Genomic DNA, 23692 nt, shown 5'->3' with positions numbered 1-23692 from the left:
ATAAACGACAAAACTTTTCAAAAATTAATCAGATTGTAACTTGTTTTTTACAGTGTAATTCTTTATATTATAAAGTAAGGTGACCAACCGGTCAAAAAATGTGAAAGGATGATGTTCCATGAGAGAAATTGATGATATGATTAGACGCTTGAAAACAAAAGGAATTCAAGTAGAAAAAGTCAAAATGCCGAAAGAGACAACCATTGAAAAGAAATGGATGTATCAAGCTGGCAAGAAAATCAAAGCCACATACCGTGATTTCAATGGGTATTCATTCATCTAAAAAAGACTGCGGTGTAAAACCTACAGCCTCTTCTTTGGAACAGTGATCGTATAGCGTACACCTAGTTCATCATTTTCAATTGATATGGACGCTTGATGCATTGAAAGAATTCGTTTGACAATGCTTAATCCAATGCCGAATTCGCCCTTTTTTCCCTTACTAAAAGGTTCGTATAGGCTGGATAGCATGTGTTCTTCAATTGGAGGGCCATCATTACGAATGACGATGCGAATTTGATCCTCTTCCTGCTTCATATGAATATCAATTTTACTTTTTGCGTAACGCAGTTGATTTTCTAATACATTTTCAAATAATTTGCTCCATTGTTCTGGATCGCCTTCAAGTGCAGCCTCATCATCTAAGTCCACGTTCCACTGCAATTCATTTTTCGACCAGCGTAAACGGTCAACCACTTCCAGCATTGTATTACTCACAAGGAAGGGAGAATGCGCCGGATGTTGTTTTGATAAATAATCAAGCTTTGTTAAATACAGCAAATCTTTGATTTTCTTCTCAAGCTTTTCCGCTTCGCCTTCAATCACTTCCACCGTTTGTTCAAGATCTCCTTTAGGGAAAATTCCATCTTTAATAGACTGCGTATAACCGCGGATGACCATCACAGGTGTTTTTAAGTCGTGTGATATATTTTGCAAAAGCGTTCGTTCTGTTTCATCCTTTTGAATGAGCTTTTGTCTCATTTCTTCAATCGTATGCCCCAGTTTGCCAATTTCATCTTGCCGGTCAACAATCACAGGATCGTCCCAGTCTTCTTGTGCAATGCGCTTGACGTGCTTTTCAAACGCGACGATTGGACGTGATAAGTAGCGGGCGAGCCAAATCGATGGAATCCAGCTTAGTAAAATAACCGTTCCTAAGATGAAAATCAGCTGTTTAAACAGTGTAAAGGACAAGTCATCTCGATAAGAATCGGGTGCATATGACAAGAGAATATATTGTGTATTGCCTGTTGAGACTTTTTTGATCACAAAAAAGATATGCTGACCATTCACTTCTTCAGAATAGCGTTTTGTTGCGCTTTTTTGTTTTTTAACAAAGGACTGCACTTTTTCAATAAAGGCATGCGGGAAAAACTGAGCCATTTGATTTAATTCATTTGACGGAATCAGAATGTGCTGAACCGAGCGGTTTTCTGGTGTCGACTTTGGTGAGCCGTCTCGATTCAGAGGGTATTCTGTTAACACTTGCTGCTCGTTTTCGATGTTTTTATAAATTTCATTCGTAAAGAAGCTGCGTAATGTATTTGAAAATAAAATGATCAGGACAATCGAGATGGTGAGTAAAATGCCAGAGATGACAACCCAAATTTGAAAAGCGAGTGGTTTGTTCTTCATCCTTTTAGCATCCTATAGCCAAATCCATAAATGGTCTCGACTTTTAAGTCAGGCATTTTTTTGCGCAGCCGTCTGACAAGATCATCGACCACACGATCTGTCCCGAAGTAATCGTGCCCCCAGATCTTGACGAGGATATCTTCCCGGGAAAAGGCATGTCCTTGATGATGGGTAAATAAGAGCAGCAAATCAAATTCCTTAGACGTTAAATTAATCAGCTGATCTCCTTCATACACCTCTCTTACGTCCTCATGAATGATATAGGAAGAAACGGGTGTGACGCTTTGCTGCGGTTTGTCACTGTTTTTATATACAAGCTCCAGCAGCTTTTGCACGCGGATGATCAGCTCGCGCGGAAGAAAGGGTTTCGCAATATAATCACTGCTCCCGAGTTCTAAGCCAAGCACACGATCAATATCTGCATCACGTGCCGAAATAAAAATGACCGGTACGTCAGGCGAGGCTGCTTTGATTTCTTTAATGAGTGTGTAGCCGTCTGTATCAGGCAGCATAATATCTAAAATCCATAGATGCGGGGGCTTGTTCATTGCTTCGCGTGCCGCTTCTCCGGTTAAAAAAGAGGACACATTCCAATTTTCACTCTCTAAATATTTGGTTAACAGTTCATTTAAATTCTGCTCATCTTCAACTAAATAAATGGTGTACGACAAAGTCTTCCACATCCTCTCAACGTCATTATAACGGGATACAAAGGCGGCATGTCAACAATCACACGCTTTTTTCACAATTTCACATATTCTTCTCATCATTATCCCATAATGTTTGTTTATGATAAGCTCAAGGGAAAAAAGGGCATAGACAAAAGGCTAATGAATAGGTGCTTTTCACCAATGTGCACACCTTGCTTTTTTTCTATGAATAAGTATTATATAATTTGACATATTGTCATAAAGAATTTTTCAATGATATTGCCATTAAGAGGACATGAGTCCTGTCTAGACATATGAATGAAGCATTTCATGAAAATGATGCAAAGGAGTGCAAGCGATGGATTTCCGAAGAGAAGATGAAGAGAAAAAGATGAATGATCAAGAACACGCACATCAAGAGAATGAGAAACAAATAGAAGAACCAGAAAAAGAGAAAGAACTCGTTTTTCACCATCATGAAAACGAAGCATCTGCCTCTCAGGAGAGGGTGTCAAACGGGTCTCCTCAAGTGATTGATGACCGTTCGTCTAAAAAGGAGAAAAAACGGAAGGCTGCATGGCTGAGTCCTATTCTTGGAGGGATTATTGGTGGCGGTCTTGTGCTTGGCATTACACCGCTTTTACCGCAGTCACAAGATACAGCGGCAAACACTCAAACCCAAACAGCATCAAGCGAACCGGCTTCATCTGAAAATTTCTCAACAAAACAAATCACCAATGCGACGAATGTTGCTGATATGGTAGAAGATTTAGAGCCGACGATTGTAGGGGTTTCAAACTATCAATCTACACAAAACTCGTTCGGTCTTAGCGGTGATTCAACTGAAGCAGAAGCTGGAACGGGTTCTGGTGTCATCTTCAAAAAAGATGGCAAAAAAGCATACATTATCACAAATAACCATGTAGTCGAGGGTGCCAATAAATTAAAGGTCACACTATACGATGGAAAAACAAAAGATGCGAAGCTTGTCGGCAGTGACGTAATGACAGATTTAGCTGTCGTGGAAATAAATGCTGACGGCATTGATAAAGTTGCAAGCTTTGGAGATTCTTCTAAGCTTCGGGCTGGAGACAAAGTCATTGCAATCGGGAACCCGCTTGGTGCGCAGTTCTCTGGTACAGTAACAGAAGGGATTATTAGTGGTCTCGATCGTACCGTTGAAGCCAATACATCATCTGGAACTGTTGAGATGAATGTGCTTCAAACAGATGCAGCCATTAACCCTGGAAACAGTGGCGGTCCGCTGATCAATACAGACGGTCAAGTCATCGGCATCAACAGCTTGAAAATTAGCGAAAGCGGAGTAGAATCACTCGGATTTGCGATCCCAAGTAACGATGTAAAACCGATCGTAGATCAGCTGTTGAAAAATGGAAAAGTCGAACGTCCTTACCTTGGTGTACAAATGATTGACCTTGAGCAAGTGCCTGAAACGTATCAGGAAAATACACTTGGCCTATTTGATAAACAAATCGGTAAAGGCATTTATGTAAAAGATGTATCAAAAGGATCTCCTGCACAAAAAGCAGGCTTGAAGTCTGGAGATGTCATCATCAAGTTCAAAGGAAAAGATGTAGCGAACAGCTCACAGCTGAAAGAAATCCTTTATAAAGAAACAAAAATTGGCGATAAAACGACTATGACTGTCATTCGTGATGGAAAGAACAAAAATCTTGATATTACCCTTGGGCAGTCTGATAACGAATAAAAGAAAACAGGTGGATAAACGATCCACCTGTTAGATTGTTGACAAAGGGCTAAAATGAACTTTATTTTAGCCCTTTGTCTTCTTTTTTTCAGCGTGATAGAAAGCCTTTGCAGTCTAGGAAGGACGAGTGCTGGCGCGGAGCGAATTTGACATTCGTGAGCACCAGCACGCAGGACTGACAAAGAATGCAAGGGTTTGTCTACACGCTGACAGGTGGATAAACGATCCACCTGTTTTTTTGTGCCTATTTTTTTGAAGATAGTGTCCGTAAAATAATGTTTTCCCATACATTCCAAGGCAGGAGCTGCTTTGCTATGAATGAAAGCCGAACACCTTTCCCGACAAGATACCTTAGCTTCTTTAGCCGCTTCTTCTCTGCAAGCGAAACCACAAGCTCTGCAACTTCGCCGGGATCTCCATAGTTGTTTTTTTGCGCCTCTATATAGGACATCATGTTTTGATAAATAGCTGTGTATTTAGAACCTGCTGCGGGTGGTGTCATTTGCTCATTCATGGAGGTGTTCCAAATGTTCGTTTGGAAAGAACCCGGCTCAATCAAAGCGGCCTGAATGCCAAACGCAGCCAGCTCAATTCGCAAACTCTCTGTATAGCCCTCTAGCGCAAACTTTGACGATACATATGGAGAGAGTGCGGGCATTCCCATGAGTCCGCTGATACTGCTCATATTCAAAATTTTTGCGCCGCTCGTCATCAACGGAAGGACTGCTTGTGTCATTTCCATCACACCAAAGACATTCACTTCAAATTGCTCACGGTACTGATCAACAGGCACCTCTTCAGCAAAACCAGCATAGGCCGTTCCCGCATTGTTCACAAGCAGGTGAATGGGAGCATAGGCATTAAGCCTTTTCTGAAATGCTTGAATGGACTGTGTATCTGTCACATCTAATGCTTCAATATGTATCGATTCGGATAAAGCGGCGTTCTTTACTTCTTCGGAAAGCTTTTTCGCATTGGTCTCCTGTCTTACGCCAGCAATCACAGTGTACCCTTGCTGAGCAAGACGCAATGTGATGAGCTTTCCGAAACCGCTGTTGGCACCAGTCACAATGGCTGTTTTATTCATCATCCGGTTCTCCTTTTTGTTTTAATCTACCATAGTCTGCTGTTTTATTGAATAACGAAAAGGGGCTTGGAGAAGAATAAAAAACGATGCTATGAAATAGGAGGAAATACATGATGTGCTGGAAGAAGGCGGGACTGCTAGGAGTGCTGTTCTTTATGCTGTCTGGCTGTCGTTCAATCGAACCAATACAACATCCACATGAAGCAGAAGCTGAAAGTCTGTCAGCTGTTCAAATGAAGGAACTGCCATTTCAGCATTTGCAATTGCACGTACAATATGGACAAAAAAGCGAATTATATGAAGCTACCTATCGTCAAGCTGGTGGAAGAGAAGAAGCACTGATTCGAGATCATATGAATGGTGTCCGCTATGAAGGGGAAGAAGCTTTACGTGAAATGAAGATGAAGCTCAATGATATGTCGATTCCTAGTGCAAAGCTGAATGAAACATATGTCAATGAATTATTATCTGCTTTTAATTTAGATGATGATTATCAGCGGATACGAGTCGATATCAAGCTCGAAGATGGGACAAAACGTGCATTCGAAAAGAAAAAGTAAACGAGACTTTCTCATTTTTTAATTGAAAATGATTTTCAAGATCACTTAAATCTGATACACTAAATTGAGATAAGTGATCTTTGACGTCTACATAGACAATATTCAATATAAAAAATTTGGATGAGAAAAGGAGCGTTTGAGCGGAATGAGTGCCATTTCTACTGAAGGTTTAAGCTTAGGTTACGGAGAAACAATGATCATAGACGAACTAAATGTGTCAATCCCTAAGGGTGAAATCACAGTATTTATTGGCAGCAATGGATGCGGTAAATCCACGCTACTTCGCTCTTTGGCCCGTCTCATGAAGCCAATGGGTGGTTCTGTCCTGCTTGAAGGTCATTCCATTGCCAAATTACCAACAAAGGAAGTGGCGAAACAGCTCGCCATTCTTCCGCAAGGGCCAGAAGCGCCAGAAGGATTAACGGTACATCAACTCGTCAAGCAAGGGCGATATCCTTATCAAAATTGGCTGAAGCAATGGTCAAAGCAAGATGAAGAAGCGGTAAATCGCGCACTGAAATCAACGAAGATGGAAGACCTTGCTGATCGAACGGTTGATTCATTATCAGGTGGACAAAGGCAGCGTGCATGGATTGCGATGACATTGGCACAGGAGACGGATATTATTCTATTAGATGAGCCAACAACGTATTTAGACATGACGCACCAAATTGAAATCCTGGATCTTCTTTTTGATTTAAATGAAAAAGAGCAGCGCACGATTGTCATGGTTCTGCATGACCTCAATCTCGCTTGCAGATATGCGCATCACCTTGTGGCCATTAAAGACAAGTCAATTTATGCAGAAGGAAGACCGGAAACTGTCATTAACTGTGATCTTGTGAAAAATGTCTTTGATATGAACTGCCAAGTAACAACAGATCCTTTATTCGGAACACCGTTATGTATTCCGCACGGCAGAGGACGCTGTATTGTCCAACAGGCACAAGCTGAGACATTTCTTGCTGCAAGATAATCGTATGTGAAAAGCCTGACATCTGTTACACGCAGAGTCAGGCTTTTTTCTGAAAAAAGGAGCGGAATACAAATGGGAAATGAATTAGATGAAAAGCTCGAAGGCCTGCTTGATAAATATACAGAGCTGCTGCTTGGTGAAACGAATGAGGAACTGAAAAGAGATGTCTCGCAGTGGATCATCTATTCTCATATTGCCAAAAGCATGCCGCCTTTAGCCAAGCATTTTAATGACACGTATCCAGAGGCAAAAGAAGACATCAAAGAAACGATTCAGCGGATCAAGCAATTAAATGAAGCTCATCGTGCCAATAAAGACCGTTAAAAAACTGCCAGTACGAGCTGGCAGTTTTTCTTTATGGCATGGGTGATGATCCGTACGGTGATTGATCTGTCAGTGTTTGCTGGAACTTCTGATGTGCCTGCTGGAGCTTCTGCTGGTCAGCGGCTTCGACAGAGTACCAGCCATATTGGAACATGACATCATATAAATGTCTTTGCGTTTTTTGTGTTTCTAGCGCAATTCGCTGAATATCTTGGTAAAGAGATTCATGGCTGAATTCATTGAGCGCTGTGTTATATCCGCTTGTCATATATTTTTCAGTCGACAAAAGGTCTGTGACAAAGTCGCGATCGTTCATGTTTGTCGTTGTTGGAACCGGCGTTTGTGGATTCCCGATTTTTTGTTGGTTTTGCTGTTCCATGTCTGTTACCTCCTATTGCATAAAGCCAGAAGACTGGCCTTGCCCTGAGCTGCCTAAATGTTGAAGTATTTGTGTGTAATGCTGATGGTGCATTTGACCAACTTGATTGAGTTCTTGTTTCAATGTTTGATCCTGACAATGCTCGGCCATAAAGTGGGCCTTTTTCATCGCGATCAAATTCCAGTTCAGCATATCCTCTAGGTACAAGGAATCCTTTACTGAAATCACCTGTGGGGGCATATTCATTTGCTGGTTGTTCAAGATGTGTTCCTCCTTACGATTTCTTTTTATATTGCTGATTTTGACTGGTCTTTTTACCGCCTAGGTCTGCTTCTTGTGATGGACCTGCGTTTCCTTTCACACTTGCAGCACTTACGCCTGCTTTTGATGGGTTCTTTTGCAAACGAGACATGTGGACATCACCTCCATTCTTACAATTCCCCCTCGTCTTTAATTCATACGCTGTAAAGAAAGACGCATGAGAATGTGTAAATTTTTGAAATCTGCTATTGAACTGTTTCGGAAAATCTTTTAAGATAAAGAAAGAGGCATTGCTTTTTTTTGGACAAAAAATGAATGACTGTTCATTCAAAATGTTTAGGGGGATATTTATGGGCAAACATATTCGCAAGGCGGCTGTCATTGGTTCAGGTGTCATGGGCTCAGGCATTGCTGCACATCTAGCCAATATCGGGATACCAGTAACATTGCTAGATATTGTGCCACATGAACTGACAAAGGAAGAAACGGCAAAAAAGCTAACGCTTGATCACCCTAGTGTTCGGAATAGATTAAGCCAAGACGCAATGAAAAAATTGTTAAAGCAAAAGCCAGCACCTCTTACTTCAGCCAAAAACCTATCATACATCACACCCGGAAATTTCACAGATCACCTTTCCTTATTACACGATGCTGACTGGATCATTGAAGTCGTCACTGAAAAGCTCAGCATTAAACAACACGTATTCTCTCTCATCGACGAACACCGCAAAGAAGGCAGCATCGTATCCAGCAATACATCCGGTATTTCTGTTGAAAAAATGGCAGAAGGCCGATCAGCTGATTTTAAACGCCACTTTTTAGGCACTCACTTTTTTAACCCAGCTCGTTATTTAAAGCTGTTAGAAGTAATTCCTATTCAAGAAACAGATCCAGAAGTACTCTCATATATGAAAACATTTGGTGAAGATGTACTTGGCAAGGGTGTGGTCGAAGCAAAAGATACACCGAACTTTATTGCCAACCGAATTGGCACTTATGGGCTTCTTGTCACAGTGCGTGAAATGCTTGAGAACAAATACACGATCGGAGAGGTCGATTCTGTTACAGGTCCACTCATTGGCAGACCGAAAAGTGCGACCTTCCGCACACTTGATGTGGTGGGACTCGACACATTTTCTCATGTAGCCCGCAATGTGTATGAACAGGTAGAAGGAAAGGAAAAAGATATTTTTCAGCTGCCTGAGTTTATGGAAAGAATGCTCGAAAAAGGGTGGATCGGCAGCAAAGCAGGGCAAGGATTTTATCAAAAAAACGGAAAGACCATTTTAGAGCTTGATCCTGTCACACTCACATACGGAGAACGGACAAAGCTGAAGGATCCGGGCATTGACATTGCCAAGCAGCAAAAGGGGACAAAAGCGAAATTGAAAGCGCTTATTTATCAAGATGGCCGTGCTGGGCAATTGCTTTGGAATATGACCGCACCTGTTCTTCTTTATTCAGCTCATCTAAAAGGCGACATTGCGGATGATATTCAGTCCATCGATAACGCCATGAAATGGGGATTTGGCTGGCAGCATGGCCCGTTCGAGCTGTGGGATGCGATTGGCGTGAAAAAAGCCGTCAGTCGAATGGAAGCGGAAGGGCACAGCATCCCGTCGTGGGTGCAAGATATGCTTTCAGAAGGACATGACACGTTCTATCAAGAAAATGCCGAAGGAGACCGTGCATTTTATCAGAATGGTGCTTATGAACAGGAAAAGGGAAACGACAAGAATATGTCGTTAGCTAGATTGAAAAAGAAACACGATGTCATTTTTAAAAATACGGGTGCAAGCTTGATCGATATCGGGGATGATGTTGCCTTGCTTGAATTTCATTCGAAAAGTAATGCCATTGGGCTTGATGTCATTGATATGATCAACCGTGCTGTAGATGAAACGGAAAAGAATTATAAAGGGCTGGTCATCGGTAACCAAGGAAAGAACTTCTGTGTTGGTGCGAATCTCGCCTTAATTTTAATGGAAGCACAGGACGACAACTTCTTTGAAATTGATTTTGTCATTCGCAGGTTCCAGCAGGCGATGATGAAGGTGAAGTATAGTGACCGTCCAGTTGTGGCTGCACCATTTGGTATGACACTTGGCGGAGGGACGGAGCTTTGTCTACCAGCAGCCGCTATCCAAGCGTCCAGTGAAACGTATATGGGGCTTGTCGAAGCGGGGGTCGGACTCATACCGGGCGGAGGCGGAAACAAAGAACTCTATATTCGCCATCTGCAAGGAGCGGAAAAGCCATCAGCAACTGCGATCCAAGATGCTACGCTACAAACCTTTGAAGCCATTGCGATGGCAAAGGTATCTACATCAGCAGAGGAAGCGCGTGATATGAAGATGCTCCGAGTGAATGACCGGATCAGCATGAATGGTGATCATTTAATCCATGATGCGAAACAACTCGTTCTTTCTCTTGATGAAGCGGGTTATCGTGCACCGCTGAAGCGAAAGGTGCCCGTGATGGGGGAAACAGGCTACGCAGCAATGGTGCTGGCTGCTGAAAACATGAGATTGTCTGGATACATTTCAGACCATGACATGACCATTGCGAAAAAACTAGCACATGTCATTTCTGGCGGCAAATTGCCATTTGGTACAGAGGTGGATGAACAATACTTATTAGAGCTTGAAAGAGAAGCCTTTTTAAGTCTTGTAGGGGAAGTCAAATCTCAGGCACGCATGCAGCACATGCTCGTTAAAGGAAAACCTTTACGTAACTAGGGGGGAGTCAAAATGAGAGAAGCAGTGATTGTAGCTGGCGCAAGAACACCAGTAGGGAAAGCCAAAAAAGGATCATTAAAACATGTCAGACCTGATGATATGGGCGCATTGTGTGTAAAAGAAACGCTAAAGCGTGCCGGTGATTATGATGGAACAATCGATGATTTAATCATCGGATGTGCGACACCAGAAGCAGAGCAAGGGCTAAATGTGGCCCGGAATATTGGGGCATTAGCAGGTTTGCCATATACAGTACCTGCTATTACCATTAACCGCTATTGCTCTTCTGGTCTGCAGTCAATTGCTTATGCAGGTGAACGAATTATGCTTGGGCAGGCAGAAACCATTTTGGCCGGAGGCGTCGAATCGATGTCGCAAGTCCCAATGATGGGTCACTCCATTCGTCCAAACGCTCTTTTGGCAGAGCAAGCGCCTGAATACTATATGAGCATGGGCCACACAGCGGAGCAAGTGGCGCAAAAGTATCAGGTCACACGGCAAGATCAAGATGCTTTTGCGGTGAGGAGCCATCAAAAGGCAGCAAAGGCACTTCAAGAAGGGAAATTTTCAGATGAAATTGTTCCCGTTGATGTGACAGAAAGACGGGTAGGAGAGCAGAATCATCAACTAGAAGAACGCCAATTTACGTTCTCACAAGATGAAGGTGTCAGAGCGGGCACAACAGAGGAGGTTCTCTCAACGTTACGACCTGCCTTCTCAACAAAAGGCACAGTGACTGCAGGAAACTCTTCGCAGACGAGTGATGGAGCGGCATGTGTCATGATGATGGATCGCGAAAAAGCATCTTCTCTTTCTCTTCAGCCGCTCGCCAAGTTCAGAGCGTTTGCTGTTGGTGGTGTACCACCTGAAGTCATGGGAATTGGGCCGGTTGAAGCCATTCCGCGTGCGCTGAAAATCGCTGGTCTAGAGCTGAAGGACATCGGGCTGTTTGAATTAAATGAAGCATTTGCTTCTCAGGCGATTCAAGTCATTCGTCATTTAGGGATCGATGAAGAGAAGGTAAATGTCAACGGCGGCGCCATTGCATTAGGACATCCGCTAGGCTGTACAGGAACGAAACTCACGCTGTCCCTCATTCATGAAATGAAACGGCGAAATGAACAATTTGGTATTGTGACGATGTGTATCGGCGGGGGCATGGGAGCAGCAGGCATTTTTGAATTGATCTAAAGGGGGAAAACAGGATGAAAGCAATGGAAGAAGTAAAAAAGGGTGGCAGTTTCTTAATTGATGAGACGAATTATGAGCATATCTTTACACCAGAGGATTTCTCTGATGAACATCAAATGATCGGGAAAACAACAGAAGATTACATTTTACAAGATGTCGTTCCGCACATCGATCAAATTGAAAATCATGAATTCGAGCATTCTGTTCGTCTCTTGAAAAAGGCTGGAGAGCTTGGCCTGCTTGGTGCGGATGTTCCTGAGGAATTTGGCGGGCTTGGGCTAGATAAAATCAGCTCAGCCATCATTACTGAAAAATTTGCAAGAGCAGGCAGCTTCTCTCTTTCTTACGGCGCCCATGTCGGGATCGGTTCTTTGCCGATCGTGCTGTTTGGCAATCAAGCGCAAAAGGAAAAGTACCTGCCAGGACTCGCCTCTGGAGAAACAATTGCGGCCTATGCCCTAACAGAGCCAGGGTCAGGTTCTGATGCGCTAGGTGCGAAAACAACGGCAGTCCTGAATGAAGCTGGAACACATTATGTCCTCAATGGGGAAAAACAATGGATCACAAACTCCGCATTTGCCGATGTGTTTGTCGTGTATGCGAAGATTGATGGTGAACACTTCTCTGCTTTCATCGTAGAAAAGGATTTTCCTGGAGTCAAAACAGGACCTGAAGAGAAAAAGATGGGCATTAAAGGGTCCTCGACGAGAACGTTAATCCTTGAAGATGCCGAAGTGCCAAAGGAGAATTTGCTTGGTGAAGCAGGCAGAGGTCATGTCATTGCCTTTAACATTTTGAACATTGGACGCTATAAACTGGCTGTAGGGACAATCGGTGCATCAAAACGAGTCATTCAATTATCGGCAGAGTATGCCAATCAGCGCAAGCAGTTTAAAACACCAATTTCTCAATTTAGCTTAATTGGCGAAAAAGCAGCCAACATGTCGGCAAAGCTTTATGCCATGGAAAGTGCTGTATACCGCACAGTCGGGTTATTTGAACAAAGAATGGGTCTGTTAAGTGACGAGGAGCAAAAGGATGGGAAACAAATTGCGCAATCCATTGCAGAATATGCGATTGAATGCTCTCTTTGTAAAGTGCTTGGCTCTGAAACGCTCGATTACATTGTGGATGAAGGTGTGCAGATTCACGGCGGATATGGTTTCATGCAAGAATACGAAGTCGAAAGAGCCTATCGCGACTCACGAATTAACCGTATTTTTGAAGGAACGAACGAAATTAACCGATTGCTTGTGCCAGGCACCTTCTTGAAGAAAGCGATGAAAGGAGAGCTTCCACTTCTTCAAAAAGCGCAAACCCTACAGGAAGAGCTGATGATGATGATGCCGGAAGAGCCGGGTGATCAGCCGCTTGATCAAGAGAAATACTTACTTGCCCATGCGAAAAAGATCGCCTTGATGGTATCTGGAATGGCGGCGATGAAATATGGGAAAGCATTAGACAAAGAGCAAGAAATCCTTGTGAATATAGCAGATATCGTCAATGAACTCTTTGCTGCTGAGTCGGCGGTCTTGCGTACGGAAAAAGCAATCGCTGCATCAGGCACAGAAAAAAATGCACAAAAGCTTGCGTATACACAAATTTTCACACAGGAAGCCTTTTTAAAGATTGAAGCTCATGCGAAAGAATCATTGATTGCCATGGAAGAAGGAGATTCACTCCGTATGAGTCTGTCAGCCCTTCGCAAGCTGACAAGATTCACGCCAATGAATGTCATCGCGAAAAAGCGTGAGGTGGCGAAACGAATCTTTGAAGCAGAGAAATATATCGTATAAGACGGCTGAAAAGGTGCGGATATCATGCCGCACCTTTTTGTAAGCATACATTTAGGTTTTTCATATGTTTTGTGATAAAATGTTGTCACTATTTGCAGGAGGTGAAAATGGTGGCTTTAGATTTTTACGAATACCCATCTTGCGGTACATGCCGAAAAGCAAAAAAATGGCTGGAAGAACACAATAAAGACATCAACAGCATACATATCGTCGAAGAGACGCCTGATAAAGAAACATTAAAAGCCCTTTACGAAAAAAGCGGTTTAGAGCTGAAGAAATTTTTTAATACGAGCGGTCAGAAATACAGAGAGCTGCAGCTGAAAGATAAACTTCCTGCAATGTCAGAGGACGAGCAGCTTGAATTACTTGCGTCTAACGGAATGCTGATCAAGCGTCCAATTACAACAGACGGCAAACGAGTGACAGTTGGATTTAATGAAGATACATTTAAAAGCGTCTGGAAATGATGTAACTTTCATTCAGATTGTGGTATCTTCAATATAGATTGTAAGAAAAGACTGGAGGGGTATGAAATGAGCACACCAAAAGATTTACGTTATTCAGAAGAACACGAATGGGTCAAAGTAGAAGGAGATAAGGTGCGTATCGGTATTACGCATTTTGCTCAATCTGAGCTAGGCGATATCGTGTTCGTTGAGCTTCCTGAAGTAGGAGACAAAATTACAGCGGACGAGCCTTTCGGAAGTGTAGAATCAGTCAAAACAGTTTCTGAACTATACGCACCGATTAACGGCACAATCGTTGAAGTAAACGATGAGCTAGATGACAGCCCAGAGTTCGTCAACGACTCTCCATACGAAAAAGCTTGGATGATCGTAGTAGAGCCAGCGGATGCATCTGAAATCGAGAACTTAATGACTGCTGAGCAATATGAAGAAATGACAAAAGAAGACTAATTCATGTGAAATTGGACACTCTACCTTTATGGGGGGTGTCCAATTTGTCTTTTCAAAAAGAACAGGTGGATATAACAGAGCATGTCACTGGACGATTCAAAGAGAGTGGCATGGTGCTTTACCATCAAAACGAAGAGATTGGTACGATGATTAGTGAAAATCAATATGAATTAAAATCAGGTTATTCCTATGATCAAAACCGTTTTTATCGTCTGTCAGATACATTGACCCATGGGACTGAAAAATATGTAGACTGTGACGATGAAAATGGCTGGTGCTGATCACAGATAAGGCTGCAGTGAGTGCTGCAGTCTTTTTGTTGATCAATTGCCCAATCTTTACAACCTGAATGAAAGATTGTAATCTAAGGAAGAAGTGAATCAACGTCAAAAGGGCCGGGTGATCGTGATGAATGTCGAGATAGAAAAGGTCATCATTGTAGAAGGTAAATCAGATAAACAGAAGCTAAAAGAAGTCATAAGTGAACCTGTTACCATCATTTGCACCAATGGCACGATCAGTACATCGAAGCTGGATCAGCTTGTGGACGATTTATTCGGGAAAGACGTTTACATATTAGCAGACAGTGACGATGCTGGCGATAAACTGCGGAAGCAATTTCGAAAAGAATTCCCTGAAGCACTGCATCTTTTTGTCGACAGAACGTACCGCGAAGTGGCCGCTTCACCGTCAGCCCATATTGCATCTATTCTATTAGCTGCAAACATTGATGTTCATTCGAAATATTTATAAGGGTGACGTATATGAAAGAGATTGAAGAGCATGAATTCAAGGAGATAGAGGACGATTTATTTCTTTTGTACTTATATACACCATTTTGCGGAACATGCCAGCTGGCAAAGAAGATGCTGGCAGTGGTTGATGCCATGCAGCCGGAAGTTCCTTTTTATGAGAATAACTTAAATTACTCGCCAAGTTTTGCGAAAGCATTTGAGATCGAAAGTGTCCCTTGCTTTCTCCTGTTTAAAAAGGGTGAAATCGTGCAAAAAGGCTATGCCTTTCACTCCGTTCCATATCTTCATGAAATGATTGAAACCGCTAAATAAAGCGGTTTTTTGTCATATTTCAAGCAATTCATTTGAAAATTTGTCGAGCTATTTATAAAGGACAAGCCGATGTTTGTAGAGAAATGTTATGTATAACCAAATGACAGGGAGGTTATACATGTGGAAAATGTGAAAGCCCATGGAAGTGCAGGGCAGCGATTATTGTTAAAGCCGTTGCTCTCATCATCATCCTTGAAGATTACATTTGAGGCGGAAACGGACTCTTGTACATTGATTGTGGATGAACGTGGTGAAGTGAAGAAACTACCTGCAATTGAGTTATCGGATCTCATCTTTTATGGTGAGCGAAAAGAGATTTTGCAATTATTAGATGGAGACATGTCCTTACAGCAGCTGATCAGCAGAGGACAAGTGAAAGTGAAAGGCTCATTTCGAGCACTTCTTCGACTAGAAGCAGTACTTTGGCTGACGAACGGTTTTTTTCGAAAAATGATAACGTAGTCGTTTACTTGGAAATTAGCGATTTACAGCGTTGACATATCTCAGATAGCATGATATTCTACGTTAGTAAAAACATGAACATCACATAAAACAACATATTTTCTCTTATTAAGAGAGGTGGAGGGACGTGCCCTATGAAACCCGGCAACCGTCAGCATAGCTGAAATTGGTGCCAATTCACTCAAAGCCGCAATGCTTTGAAAGATGAGAGAAAGGCGTATTTGATATAAAAGGCCTTTCTGCTTGCGTTGCAGTTAGGTCTTTTTTACTGACCTGGCGTCAGGCTAGCGTCATAACAGTCGGAAGAATAATTGAACGTATGTGATGGCAACCTATAGATTCAGCAAGAAAGCAGGTGAACAGACTGTGATCCATTTACAGAATGTATCAAAAACGTATCATTCAAAAAGCGGAAATGTTGATGCCGTAAAAGACGTCAACTTGGATATCGATAAAGGTGAAATATTCGGAATTATCGGGTATAGCGGCGCAGGGAAAAGCTCCCTGATTCGCCTATTAAACGGTCTGGAGCTGCCAACAGAAGGAATCGTTGAAGTGGCAGGCAACCGAATCAATGAAGTATCGAATGCGAAACTTCGGAAAGCAAGACAAGAAATCAGCATGATTTTCCAGCACTTTAACTTGCTCTGGTCAAGAACAGTGAGACAAAATATTATGTTCCCGCTCGAGATCGCAGGTGTACCAACATCAAAACGGAGAGCTCGTGCAAACGAACTGATTAAATTGGTCGGTTTAGAAGGAAAAGAAAATGCCTATCCTTCTCAGCTCAGCGGCGGGCAAAAGCAGCGTGTAGGGATTGCGAGAGCATTAGCGAATGACCCAAAAGTTCTGCTATGTGACGAAGCGACATCTGCTCTTGATCCACAAACAACAGATTCCATCCTTGAGCTTTTAGCCGATATTAATAAACGACTAGGACTCACCATTGTATTGATCACACACGAAATGCACGTCATTCGCAAAATTTGTCACCGTGTGGCGGTGATGGAGAATGGCCGTATTGTCGAAGAAGGCGAAGTATTACGTGTCTTCAGACAGCCGAAAGAAGAAATGACGAAACGATTCGTGAAACAGCTTGCTGAACCAGAAGAAGCAAAAGAAACGATCGAGCACGTCCTAGAGAGAGTAAAAGAAGGTCAGGTCGTCCGGTTGTCCTTTATCGGAGATTCTGCCGAACAGCCGCTGATCACGGAAATCATTCGATCCTTCAAGGTCGATGTGAACATCCTGCAAGGAAAGATTTCTCAAACGCAGGAAGGCGCGTTTGGAACACTCTTTATCCATATAAATGGAGACGAGAACGAAGTTGAAAAAGCCATCGCCTATATCCAAAGCAAACAGGTTGAAATCGAGGTGATGACACATGTTTGAGAAATGGTTTCCGAACGTTGATCTAGAGGTTATTTGGAACGCGACGGGTGAAACGGTCTATATGACACTCATTGCATTAGCGTTTGCTTTTGCTATCGGCATCATTCTTGGGCTGTTGCTCTTTTTGACAAGTAAAGGCGGTTTGTGGGAAAACAAACCAATTAATGCTGTTATCGGCGCAGTCGTCAACATTTTCAGATCGATTCCCTTTATCATATTAATCATTCTATTATTAGGATTTACTAAACTAATTATGGGCACGATATTAGGCCCAAATGCAGCATTACCAGCCCTTGTCATTGGCTCAGCTCCTTTCTACGCACGTCTTGTTGAAATTGCACTGCGTGAAGTAGACAAAGGAGTCATTGAAGCAGCACGATCTATGGGAGCGAAAACGTCAACAATCATTTTCAAAGTATTGCTGCCAGAATCATTGCCAGCCCTTATTTCAGGAATTACTGTAACAGCGATTGCTCTGATTGGCTCTACTGCAATTGCAGGAGCAATTGGAGCAGGCGGACTTGGTGACCTTGCTTATGTGGAAGGATACCAATCTGGTAATACAGATGTCACACTTGTAGCCACTGTGTTTATTCTGATCATCGTCTTTATCATTCAAATAATCGGTGATTTGATTACAAATAAAATTGATAAACGTTAAGGGAGGAATTATTCATGAAGAAATTGATTTTAAGTGCACTATTTCTAGCATTTGCAGGCATTTTAGCTGCGTGCGGTTCATCAAATAACGCAAGCGATAACAAAACCATCACGGTTGCCGCTTCAAAAACACCACATGCCGAGATTCTTGAAGAAGCAAAACCACTTCTAAAAGAAAAAGGCTACGATCTAAAAGTGAAAGTACTGAGCGATTATAAAATGTACAACAAAGCATTAGCTGAAAAAGAAGTGGATGCGAACTTTTTCCAACATATCCCTTACTTAAACGAAGAAAATAAATCAAACAAAGATTACAACTTAGTGAGTGCTGGTGCCGTTCACCTTGAGCCTTTCGGTATCTACTCTAAGAAATACAAATCAGTAAAAGATATTCCAAACGGCGGCACGATCATCATGACAAACAACGTAGCTGAGCAAGGACGTATGCTTGCCCTATTACAAAATGCTGGTGTGATCAAGCTTGATCCAAAAGTAGATACAATCAACGCAACAGTCAAAAACATCAAAGAAAACCCGAAGAACCTAAAATTCAAAAAAATCGCTCCTGAACTAACAGCGAAAGCTTATGAAAACAGTGAAGGCGATGCAGTATTTATTAACGTTAACTATGCGATCCAAAATAAATTGAATCCGAAAAAAGATTCAATTGAACTTGAGCAAACGAAAAACAACCCATATGCAAACATCGTCGCTGTTCGCAAAGGTGACGAAAAATCAGAGAAGATCAAGGTATTAATGGAAGTTCTTCACTCTGATAAAATCAAAGAATTCATCGACAAAAAGTATGATGGTGCAGTATTGCCTGTATCTGAATAACAACTTGTAAACCTCGCTTTCATCAAAGCGAGGTTTCAACGTGTAGACAAACCCTCGCATTCGTTGTCAGGTCTGCGCTCCGGTGCTCACGAATGTCAAATTCGCTCTGCTCCGGTACTCGCCCTTCCTAGACTGCAAAGGTTTTCTATCACGCTGAAAAAAGAAGTCAAAGGGCTAAAATAAAGATCATTTTAGCCCTTTGTCAATCATCTGCAACCTCGCTTTCATGAAAGCGAGGTTTTTTTGTGTATTTTTTCAAATCTCGCTCATAATAAAAACGAACAAATGACCTGAAGGGATGGAATGAAGATGAATGAACAACATATGAGCGGATCGATGCAGCAATCACTGACGGATTATAAAACGGCAATGGGTGAATTTCAGAAGAAAATGCCGGTGTTTGGCAAGAAATTCAATGAATTTACGGAGCAGTGCTTTCAGAGCGATTCATTAACACAAAAAGAAAAACAAATGATTGCCCTCGGCATCAGCATTCATGCACAGGATGAATATTGCATGATCTATCATACAAAGGGAGCGCTCGATCAAGGCGCAACGGAAGAGAATTTGCTAGAGGTCGTCAGTGTGGCGGCAGCGTTTGGCGGTGGTGCTGCGCTAAGTCAAGGTATCACAGTTGTTCAGCAATGTATTGACGAATTTGGAGGACAGACGCATTAAGGGAAGGATAAGATGGTATTTATCCATCTCAGGGAGTTGAGTCGTTCTCAGCCTTTAGTGTGAGAAAATATGCCAGCATAGCGCGCTATATCCCTTTTGAGTGAAGCCGCGTGCCTTTGATACAATGAAGCTACACTCAAAGAAGGGAATGGTTTATTATTTGTTCGGACCATAGTACACTGGGATTGGATTATACCGCCGAGATGGAAAAGGCCATGCATAAAGCTCATGGCATGAGCTATGCAGAGTACGAAAGAGACCATGACTTAAGGATGAAAGTGGAATATAAACGAGAGCAGTCCTATCGAGATGAGAAAAGGCAGCTCGCAAAAATGAATATACAAGGCTATTAAATAGCTAAGGGACGGGGAGAATAGTTTCCCGTCCTTTCTTTATGAAAACTGTCTTTTCGACATAAATCCTTTTATCTACCTGTATTTTTTGTTAGAATTTTGAGAGCATCCTCTCACGCTTGTCGTGAATGTGTTGTATTCACTTTTAATTTGTTATAAAATTAGAATGAGAATAAATTGAGAATAATGATTATTTTGGAGGTATCGATATATGACTGCTTCGACATTAACAATTAAGGACTTGCACGTTGAGATTGAAGGGAAAGAAATCTTAAAAGGTGTAAACCTAGAAATAAAAGGTGGAGAATTCCACGCAGTAATGGGACCAAACGGAACAGGTAAATCTACTTTATCTGCTGCTATCATGGGCCACCCTAAGTATGAAGTGACAAAAGGCAGCATCTTGCTTGATGGCGAAGATGTTCTTGAAATGGAAGTAGATGAGCGCGCTCAAGCGGGTCTTTTCCTTGCAATGCAATATCCATCTGAAATTAGTGGTGTGACAAATGCAGACTTCCTTCGTTCGGCTATTAACGCACGCAGAGAAGAAGGCGATGAAATCTCTCTCATGAAATTCATCCGCAAAATGGACGAAAACATGGAATTCCTTGAAATGGACCCAGATATGGCACAGCGCTACCTAAACGAAGGTTTCTCAGGCGGGGAGAAAAAACGCAACGAAATTCTTCAATTAATGATGATTGAACCAAAAATCGCCATTCTTGACGAAATCGATTCTGGTCTTGATATCGATGCGCTGAAAGTTGTTTCTAAAGGAATTAATAAAATGCGCGGCGAAAGCTTCGGCTGCTTAATGATCACTCACTATCAGCGTTTATTGAACTACATCACACCAGATCACGTTCATGTCATGATGCAAGGACGTATTGTGAAATCTGGCGGACCAGAACTCGCGCAGCGTCTAGAAGCAGAAGGTTATGACTGGATTAAAAAAGAGTTAGGAATTGAAGACGAAACTGTTGGTCAAGAAGCGTAAGCGTTAGGAGGATTATTGATGACATTAGAAACGAAATTATCAGTAGATCAAGATTATGTCAAAAGCTTCTCCGAGAAGCATCAGGAACCGGCATGGATGAGTTCCCTTCGCTTACAGGCTCTTGAAAAAGCAGAAGACCTTCCAATGCCAAAGCCTGACAAAACGAATATTTCTAAATGGAATTTAACCAATTTCAAACAGCATACAGTCGAAAGTGCGCCATTTGGATCTTTAGAAGAGCTTCCTGAAGAAGTGAAGTCTCTTATTGATTTAGAGGACACAGATAAGACAGTCTACATTCAGCGTGATCAAACGCCAGCATACTTGTCTCTTTCTACGGAAGCAAAAGACAAAGGCGTGATCTTCACTGATATCCATACAGCGATTCGCGAACATGGAGACCTAGTGAAGAAATATTTCATGACAGATGCAGTGAAAGTGGATGAGCACAAACTAACAGCTCTACATGCTGCTTTAGTGAATGGCGGAGCTTTCCTCTATGTACCGAAAAACGTAGAGCTTGAAGCACCAATTCAAGCCGTTTATCTTCATGAAAATGACGAAACAACGTTGTTCAACCATGTCATCGTTGTAGCAGACGATCATAGTGCTGTGACATATGTCGAAAACTACATCAGTACGGCAACACCAGAAGAAGCGATCTTCAATATCGTGTCTGAAGTCTTCACAGGTGCAAATGCCCGCGTCACTTACGGTGCAGTGGATAACCTTGCAGAAGGTGTGACAGTCTATGTGAATAGACGTGGTATGGCAAATGGCCGTGACAGTAAAATCGAATGGGCGCTTGGTCTGATGAATGATGGAGATGTCGTGTCTGAAAACATCACGAAGCTTATGGGCGACGGTACATTCGGTGATACAAAATCAGTTGTTGTTGGCCGCGGGAATCAAACGGAAAACTTCACAACAAGCATCATCCACTTCGGTAAAAACTCTGAAGGGTATATCTTGAAGCATGGTGTCATGAAGGATCAAGCATCTTCTATCTTTAACGGGATTGGTAAAATCGAGCATGGCGCAACGAAGTCAAATGCGGAGCAAGAATCTCGTGTTCTCATGCTGAGTGAGAAAGCACGCGGTGATGCTAACCCAATTCTTTTAATCGATGAAGATGATGTAACAGCAGGGCACGCTGCTTCTGTTGGGCGTGTTGATCCAATTCAACTCTATTACCTCATGAGCCGTGGGATTTCCAAAGAAGATGCAGAAAGACTTGTCATTTATGGCTTCTTAAATCCAGTCGTCAAAGAACTGCCGATTGAAGGAGTTAAAAAGCAGCTCGTTTCTGTGATTGAAAGGAAAGTAAAATAATGAATATCAAAGACGTTCGTGAGCAGTTTCCAATCCTTCATCAGCAAGTGAACGGACATGATTTGGTGTATTTGGACAGTGCAGCGACATCTCAAAAACCACGAGTTGTCATTGATGCAATGAATGAGTATTACCGGTCTTACAACTCGAACGTCCACCGGGGTGTTCATACCCTTGGCACAAGAGCAACGGACGCATACGAGGGTGCAAGAGAGAAAGTTCGAGCATTCATTGGCGCTTCTTCTGTCCAGGAGATTATTTTTACTAGAGGTACAACAACCGCACTAAACACAGTGGCAATCAGCTATGCAAGAGCAAACCTTAAAGAAGGCGATGAGATCGTCATTACGCATATGGAACATCATGCGAATATCATCCCTTGGCAGCAGGCAGCAAAAGCAACTGGCGCCACATTGAAATATATTCCGTTACAGGAAGACGGCACGCTGTCGCTTGAAGATGTGAAGCAAACCATCACACATCAAACGAAAATCGTTGCTGTCACACATGTTTCAAACGTATTAGGAACCATCAACCCAATTAAAGACATCGCAAAGATTGCTCACGATCACGGTGCAATTATCGTCGTCGATGGTGCCCAGAGCACCCCTCACATGCAAATTGATGTTCAGGACTTGGATTGCGACTTTTTCGCCTTCTCTGGGCATAAAATGTGTGGACCGACTGGCATTGGTGTTCTTTACGGGAAGAAGGACCTTTTGAATAATATGGAGCCTGCTGAGTTTGGCGGTGAAATGATCGACTTTGTGGATCTATATGATTCTACATGGAAAGAGCTGCCGTGGAAATTTGAAGCGGGAACACCGATTATTGCAGGAGCAATTGGGCTCGGAAAAGCGATTGATTTCTTAAATGACATCGGAATGGAGGAAGTCAGCCGTTACGAGCATCAGCTTGCGACTTATGCACTTGAGCGCTTTAAGGAGCTTGAAGGTGCCACGGTTTACGGACCGCAGCACCGAGCTGGACTTGTGACGTTTAACTTGGACGACGTCCATCCTCATGATGCCTCAACTGTTCTAGATACGGAAGGTGTCGCCATTCGTGCTGGACATCACTGTGCACAGCCGCTCATGAAATGGCTTGGTGTATCAGCGACTGCAAGAGCAAGCTTCTATCTGTACAATACAGAAGAGGAGATTGACGAGCTCATGGCAGCGCTCCGTAAGACAAAGGAGTATTTTACGAATGTCTTTTAATGTAAACTTAGACACACTGTACAGACAAGTGATTATGGATCATTATAAAAATCCGAGAAACAAAGGTGTGTTAAACGACAGCATTGTCGTCGATATGAACAACCCTACGTGTGGTGACCGCATTCGTCTCACGATGAAAATCGAAGACGAAAAGGTCATGGATGCGAAATTTGAAGGAGAAGGATGCTCGATTTCGATGGCATCTGCCTCTATGATGACGCAGGCGATTAAAGGGAAAGATATTGAAACAGCTTTGAAAATGTCTCAGATTTTCTCCGATATGATGCTAGGAAAAGAATACGACGATTCCATTGATCTTGGTGACATTGAGGCGCTGCAGGGAGTGGCAAAATTCCCAGCGCGCATCAAATGTGCAACATTATCCTGGAAGGCGCTTGAAAAAGGCGCATCTGCCGAAGATAACGGCAAATCATAAGATTGGAGTGAAAAT

General features: G+C 42.5%; 29 protein-coding genes and 1 riboswitch. Of the genes, 23 read left to right on the top strand and 6 right to left on the bottom strand.

What is annotated here, in order from left to right:
• Positions 1–118: 118 nt before the first annotated feature.
• A complete protein-coding gene (spxO, locus tag NSQ52_RS15740; protein WP_096881830.1) occupies positions 119–283 on the top strand; it encodes an anti-adapter protein SpxO in 165 nt (54 codons plus the stop codon).
• Between the two features lie 20 nt (positions 284–303).
• Here the strand turns inward: spxO and NSQ52_RS15735 are convergent, their stop codons facing one another.
• Both NSQ52_RS15735 and NSQ52_RS15730 read right to left on the bottom strand, forming a co-directional pair.
• On the bottom strand, positions 304–1635 hold the full coding sequence (locus NSQ52_RS15735; protein WP_342473551.1) for a HAMP domain-containing sensor histidine kinase: 1332 nt from the start codon (positions 1633–1635) through the stop codon (positions 304–306).
• Complete coding sequence (locus NSQ52_RS15730) at positions 1632–2306, bottom strand: response regulator transcription factor (RefSeq protein WP_039963802.1); 675 nt, start codon at positions 2304–2306, stop codon at positions 1632–1634. The genes NSQ52_RS15735 and NSQ52_RS15730 overlap by 4 nt, the downstream gene beginning before the upstream one ends.
• A 337-nt stretch (positions 2307–2643) precedes the next feature.
• Between NSQ52_RS15730 and NSQ52_RS15725 the strand changes: the two genes are divergently transcribed.
• A complete protein-coding gene (locus tag NSQ52_RS15725) occupies positions 2644–4014 on the top strand; it encodes a trypsin-like peptidase domain-containing protein (RefSeq protein WP_017359279.1) in 1371 nt (456 codons plus the stop codon).
• Between the two features lie 244 nt (positions 4015–4258).
• Here the strand turns inward: NSQ52_RS15725 and NSQ52_RS15720 are convergent, their stop codons facing one another.
• Complete coding sequence (locus NSQ52_RS15720; RefSeq protein ID WP_342473549.1) at positions 4259–5101, bottom strand: oxidoreductase; 843 nt, start codon at positions 5099–5101, stop codon at positions 4259–4261.
• Positions 5102–5214: 113 nt separating this feature from the next.
• On the opposite strand from NSQ52_RS15720, the gene NSQ52_RS15715 reads away from it, so the two are divergent.
• The 3 genes from NSQ52_RS15715 (at position 5215) to NSQ52_RS15705 (ending at position 6961) form a co-directional block, all read left to right on the top strand.
• Positions 5215–5661 (top strand): YusW family protein, encoded by a 447-nt coding sequence (locus NSQ52_RS15715; protein ID WP_171465740.1) that lies wholly within the window; start codon positions 5215–5217, stop codon positions 5659–5661.
• A gap of 145 nt (positions 5662–5806) precedes the next feature.
• Positions 5807–6637 carry an ABC transporter ATP-binding protein gene (locus NSQ52_RS15710; protein ID WP_008347057.1) on the top strand — a complete coding sequence of 277 codons (831 nt, stop codon included), beginning with the start codon at positions 5807–5809 and terminating at the stop codon, positions 6635–6637.
• Positions 6638–6709: 72 nt separating this feature from the next.
• The gene (locus tag NSQ52_RS15705; RefSeq protein ID WP_017359282.1) at positions 6710–6961 is read left to right on the top strand and encodes a YusU family protein; all 252 of its coding nucleotides are present in this window, start codon (positions 6710–6712) and stop codon (positions 6959–6961) included.
• Between the two features lie 31 nt (positions 6962–6992).
• Here the strand turns inward: NSQ52_RS15705 and NSQ52_RS15700 are convergent, their stop codons facing one another.
• From NSQ52_RS15700 to NSQ52_RS15690, 3 genes are read right to left on the bottom strand one after another with little or no spacing between them, the layout of a single operon-like run.
• On the bottom strand, positions 6993–7340 hold the full coding sequence (locus NSQ52_RS15700; RefSeq protein WP_160758016.1) for a spore coat protein: 348 nt from the start codon (positions 7338–7340) through the stop codon (positions 6993–6995).
• A gap of 12 nt (positions 7341–7352) precedes the next feature.
• Positions 7353–7604, bottom strand: coding sequence for a hypothetical protein (locus NSQ52_RS15695; protein ID WP_060698253.1), 252 nt, complete (start codon positions 7602–7604; stop codon positions 7353–7355).
• 10 nt (positions 7605–7614) lie between these two features.
• On the bottom strand, positions 7615–7752 hold the full coding sequence (locus NSQ52_RS15690; RefSeq protein WP_008347049.1) for a YuzL family protein: 138 nt from the start codon (positions 7750–7752) through the stop codon (positions 7615–7617).
• Between the two features lie 199 nt (positions 7753–7951).
• Here NSQ52_RS15690 and NSQ52_RS15685 point away from each other — a divergent pair, with 199 nt between their 5' ends.
• The 18 genes from NSQ52_RS15685 to sufU all read left to right on the top strand — a co-directional run bounded on the left by NSQ52_RS15685 (position 7952) and on the right by sufU (position 23677).
• Positions 7952–10339 (top strand): 3-hydroxyacyl-CoA dehydrogenase NAD-binding domain-containing protein, encoded by a 2388-nt coding sequence (locus NSQ52_RS15685; RefSeq protein WP_342473547.1) that lies wholly within the window; start codon positions 7952–7954, stop codon positions 10337–10339.
• 12 nt (positions 10340–10351) lie between these two features.
• Positions 10352–11530 (top strand): acetyl-CoA C-acetyltransferase, encoded by a 1179-nt coding sequence (locus NSQ52_RS15680; RefSeq protein WP_039168145.1) that lies wholly within the window; start codon positions 10352–10354, stop codon positions 11528–11530.
• A 14-nt stretch (positions 11531–11544) separates the two neighbouring features.
• Complete coding sequence (locus NSQ52_RS15675; RefSeq protein ID WP_251210442.1) at positions 11545–13326, top strand: acyl-CoA dehydrogenase family protein; 1782 nt, start codon at positions 11545–11547, stop codon at positions 13324–13326.
• Between the two features lie 110 nt (positions 13327–13436).
• Positions 13437–13793, top strand: coding sequence for an arsenate reductase family protein (locus NSQ52_RS15670; RefSeq protein ID WP_008356673.1), 357 nt, complete (start codon positions 13437–13439; stop codon positions 13791–13793).
• A gap of 66 nt (positions 13794–13859) precedes the next feature.
• Entirely contained in the window at positions 13860–14243 is a 384-nt protein-coding gene (gene gcvH / locus NSQ52_RS15665; RefSeq protein WP_008347039.1) for a glycine cleavage system protein GcvH, read from the top strand.
• Between the two features lie 44 nt (positions 14244–14287).
• Entirely contained in the window at positions 14288–14524 is a 237-nt protein-coding gene (locus NSQ52_RS15660; protein WP_008347037.1) for a YusG family protein, read from the top strand.
• Positions 14525–14651: 127 nt separating this feature from the next.
• Complete coding sequence (locus NSQ52_RS15655; protein ID WP_008347035.1) at positions 14652–14996, top strand: toprim domain-containing protein; 345 nt, start codon at positions 14652–14654, stop codon at positions 14994–14996.
• A gap of 11 nt (positions 14997–15007) precedes the next feature.
• Entirely contained in the window at positions 15008–15310 is a 303-nt protein-coding gene (locus NSQ52_RS15650) for a thioredoxin family protein (protein WP_007500346.1), read from the top strand.
• A gap of 120 nt (positions 15311–15430) precedes the next feature.
• On the top strand, positions 15431–15772 hold the full coding sequence (locus NSQ52_RS15645) for an SCP2 sterol-binding domain-containing protein (protein ID WP_008347033.1): 342 nt from the start codon (positions 15431–15433) through the stop codon (positions 15770–15772).
• A 102-nt stretch (positions 15773–15874) separates the two neighbouring features.
• Positions 15875–15983: riboswitch (SAM riboswitch) on the top strand.
• Between the two features lie 155 nt (positions 15984–16138).
• Positions 16139–17164, top strand: coding sequence for a methionine ABC transporter ATP-binding protein (locus tag NSQ52_RS15640; protein WP_024719778.1), 1026 nt, complete (start codon positions 16139–16141; stop codon positions 17162–17164).
• The gene (locus NSQ52_RS15635) at positions 17157–17825 is read left to right on the top strand and encodes a methionine ABC transporter permease (RefSeq protein ID WP_025207943.1); all 669 of its coding nucleotides are present in this window, start codon (positions 17157–17159) and stop codon (positions 17823–17825) included. Before NSQ52_RS15640 ends, NSQ52_RS15635 begins: the two co-directional genes overlap by 8 nt.
• 14 nt (positions 17826–17839) lie before the next feature.
• Complete coding sequence (gene metQ, locus NSQ52_RS15630; protein ID WP_007500351.1) at positions 17840–18661, top strand: methionine ABC transporter substrate-binding lipoprotein MetQ; 822 nt, start codon at positions 17840–17842, stop codon at positions 18659–18661.
• Positions 18662–18970: 309 nt separating this feature from the next.
• Complete coding sequence (locus tag NSQ52_RS15625) at positions 18971–19339, top strand: carboxymuconolactone decarboxylase family protein (protein ID WP_003212803.1); 369 nt, start codon at positions 18971–18973, stop codon at positions 19337–19339.
• Positions 19340–19554: 215 nt separating this feature from the next.
• A complete protein-coding gene (locus NSQ52_RS15620) occupies positions 19555–19692 on the top strand; it encodes a hypothetical protein (RefSeq protein ID WP_162835676.1) in 138 nt (45 codons plus the stop codon).
• A gap of 211 nt (positions 19693–19903) precedes the next feature.
• Positions 19904–20689: a Fe-S cluster assembly ATPase SufC gene (gene sufC, locus NSQ52_RS15615; protein WP_007500355.1), complete on the top strand. Its 786-nt coding sequence runs from the start codon at positions 19904–19906 to the stop codon at positions 20687–20689.
• 18 nt (positions 20690–20707) lie between these two features.
• Positions 20708–22021 carry a Fe-S cluster assembly protein SufD gene (gene sufD, locus NSQ52_RS15610; RefSeq protein ID WP_008347022.1) on the top strand — a complete coding sequence of 438 codons (1314 nt, stop codon included), beginning with the start codon at positions 20708–20710 and terminating at the stop codon, positions 22019–22021.
• Positions 22021–23241 (top strand): cysteine desulfurase, encoded by a 1221-nt coding sequence (locus tag NSQ52_RS15605; RefSeq protein ID WP_035389339.1) that lies wholly within the window; start codon positions 22021–22023, stop codon positions 23239–23241. The genes sufD and NSQ52_RS15605 overlap by 1 nt, the downstream gene beginning before the upstream one ends.
• The gene (sufU, locus tag NSQ52_RS15600; RefSeq protein WP_003212941.1) at positions 23231–23677 is read left to right on the top strand and encodes a Fe-S cluster assembly sulfur transfer protein SufU; all 447 of its coding nucleotides are present in this window, start codon (positions 23231–23233) and stop codon (positions 23675–23677) included. The genes NSQ52_RS15605 and sufU overlap by 11 nt, the downstream gene beginning before the upstream one ends.
• Positions 23678–23692: the final 15 nt, after the last annotated feature.

This window comes from Bacillus sp. FSL W8-1141, assembly GCF_038593205.1.
GTDB classification, from domain to species: domain Bacteria; phylum Bacillota; class Bacilli; order Bacillales; family Bacillaceae; genus Bacillus; species Bacillus altitudinis.
This window is presented reverse-complemented; position numbering and strand designations above follow the sequence as displayed.

What these genes read in the sequence shown, in the direction of transcription:
- NSQ52_RS15690 (WP_008347049.1), bottom strand. Translation starts at nt 7,752, where the DNA reads ATGTCTCGTTTGCAAAAGAACCCATCAAAAGCAGGCGTAAGTGCTGCA.
- NSQ52_RS15705 (WP_017359282.1), top strand. Translation starts at nt 6,710, where the DNA reads ATGGGAAATGAATTAGATGAAAAGCTCGAAGGCCTGCTTGATAAATAT.
- sufC (WP_007500355.1), top strand. Translation starts at nt 19,904, where the DNA reads ATGACTGCTTCGACATTAACAATTAAGGACTTGCACGTTGAGATTGAA.
- NSQ52_RS15625 (WP_003212803.1), top strand. Translation starts at nt 18,971, where the DNA reads ATGAATGAACAACATATGAGCGGATCGATGCAGCAATCACTGACGGAT.
- NSQ52_RS15715 (WP_171465740.1), top strand. Translation starts at nt 5,215, where the DNA reads ATGTGCTGGAAGAAGGCGGGACTGCTAGGAGTGCTGTTCTTTATGCTG.
- metQ (WP_007500351.1), top strand. Translation starts at nt 17,840, where the DNA reads ATGAAGAAATTGATTTTAAGTGCACTATTTCTAGCATTTGCAGGCATT.
- NSQ52_RS15635 (WP_025207943.1), top strand. Translation starts at nt 17,157, where the DNA reads ATGTTTGAGAAATGGTTTCCGAACGTTGATCTAGAGGTTATTTGGAAC.
- gcvH (WP_008347039.1), top strand. Translation starts at nt 13,860, where the DNA reads ATGAGCACACCAAAAGATTTACGTTATTCAGAAGAACACGAATGGGTC.
- NSQ52_RS15720 (WP_342473549.1), bottom strand. Translation starts at nt 5,101, where the DNA reads ATGAATAAAACAGCCATTGTGACTGGTGCCAACAGCGGTTTCGGAAAG.
- NSQ52_RS15710 (WP_008347057.1), top strand. Translation starts at nt 5,807, where the DNA reads ATGAGTGCCATTTCTACTGAAGGTTTAAGCTTAGGTTACGGAGAAACA.
- NSQ52_RS15620 (WP_162835676.1), top strand. Translation starts at nt 19,555, where the DNA reads ATGCATAAAGCTCATGGCATGAGCTATGCAGAGTACGAAAGAGACCAT.
- NSQ52_RS15675 (WP_251210442.1), top strand. Translation starts at nt 11,545, where the DNA reads ATGAAAGCAATGGAAGAAGTAAAAAAGGGTGGCAGTTTCTTAATTGAT.
- NSQ52_RS15725 (WP_017359279.1), top strand. Translation starts at nt 2,644, where the DNA reads ATGGATTTCCGAAGAGAAGATGAAGAGAAAAAGATGAATGATCAAGAA.
- spxO (WP_096881830.1), top strand. Translation starts at nt 119, where the DNA reads ATGAGAGAAATTGATGATATGATTAGACGCTTGAAAACAAAAGGAATT.
- NSQ52_RS15685 (WP_342473547.1), top strand. Translation starts at nt 7,952, where the DNA reads ATGGGCAAACATATTCGCAAGGCGGCTGTCATTGGTTCAGGTGTCATG.
- NSQ52_RS15650 (WP_007500346.1), top strand. Translation starts at nt 15,008, where the DNA reads ATGAAAGAGATTGAAGAGCATGAATTCAAGGAGATAGAGGACGATTTA.
- sufD (WP_008347022.1), top strand. Translation starts at nt 20,708, where the DNA reads ATGACATTAGAAACGAAATTATCAGTAGATCAAGATTATGTCAAAAGC.
- NSQ52_RS15735 (WP_342473551.1), bottom strand. Translation starts at nt 1,635, where the DNA reads ATGAAGAACAAACCACTCGCTTTTCAAATTTGGGTTGTCATCTCTGGC.
- sufU (WP_003212941.1), top strand. Translation starts at nt 23,231, where the DNA reads ATGTCTTTTAATGTAAACTTAGACACACTGTACAGACAAGTGATTATG.
- NSQ52_RS15655 (WP_008347035.1), top strand. Translation starts at nt 14,652, where the DNA reads ATGAATGTCGAGATAGAAAAGGTCATCATTGTAGAAGGTAAATCAGAT.
- NSQ52_RS15700 (WP_160758016.1), bottom strand. Translation starts at nt 7,340, where the DNA reads ATGGAACAGCAAAACCAACAAAAAATCGGGAATCCACAAACGCCGGTT.
- NSQ52_RS15680 (WP_039168145.1), top strand. Translation starts at nt 10,352, where the DNA reads ATGAGAGAAGCAGTGATTGTAGCTGGCGCAAGAACACCAGTAGGGAAA.
- NSQ52_RS15605 (WP_035389339.1), top strand. Translation starts at nt 22,021, where the DNA reads ATGAATATCAAAGACGTTCGTGAGCAGTTTCCAATCCTTCATCAGCAA.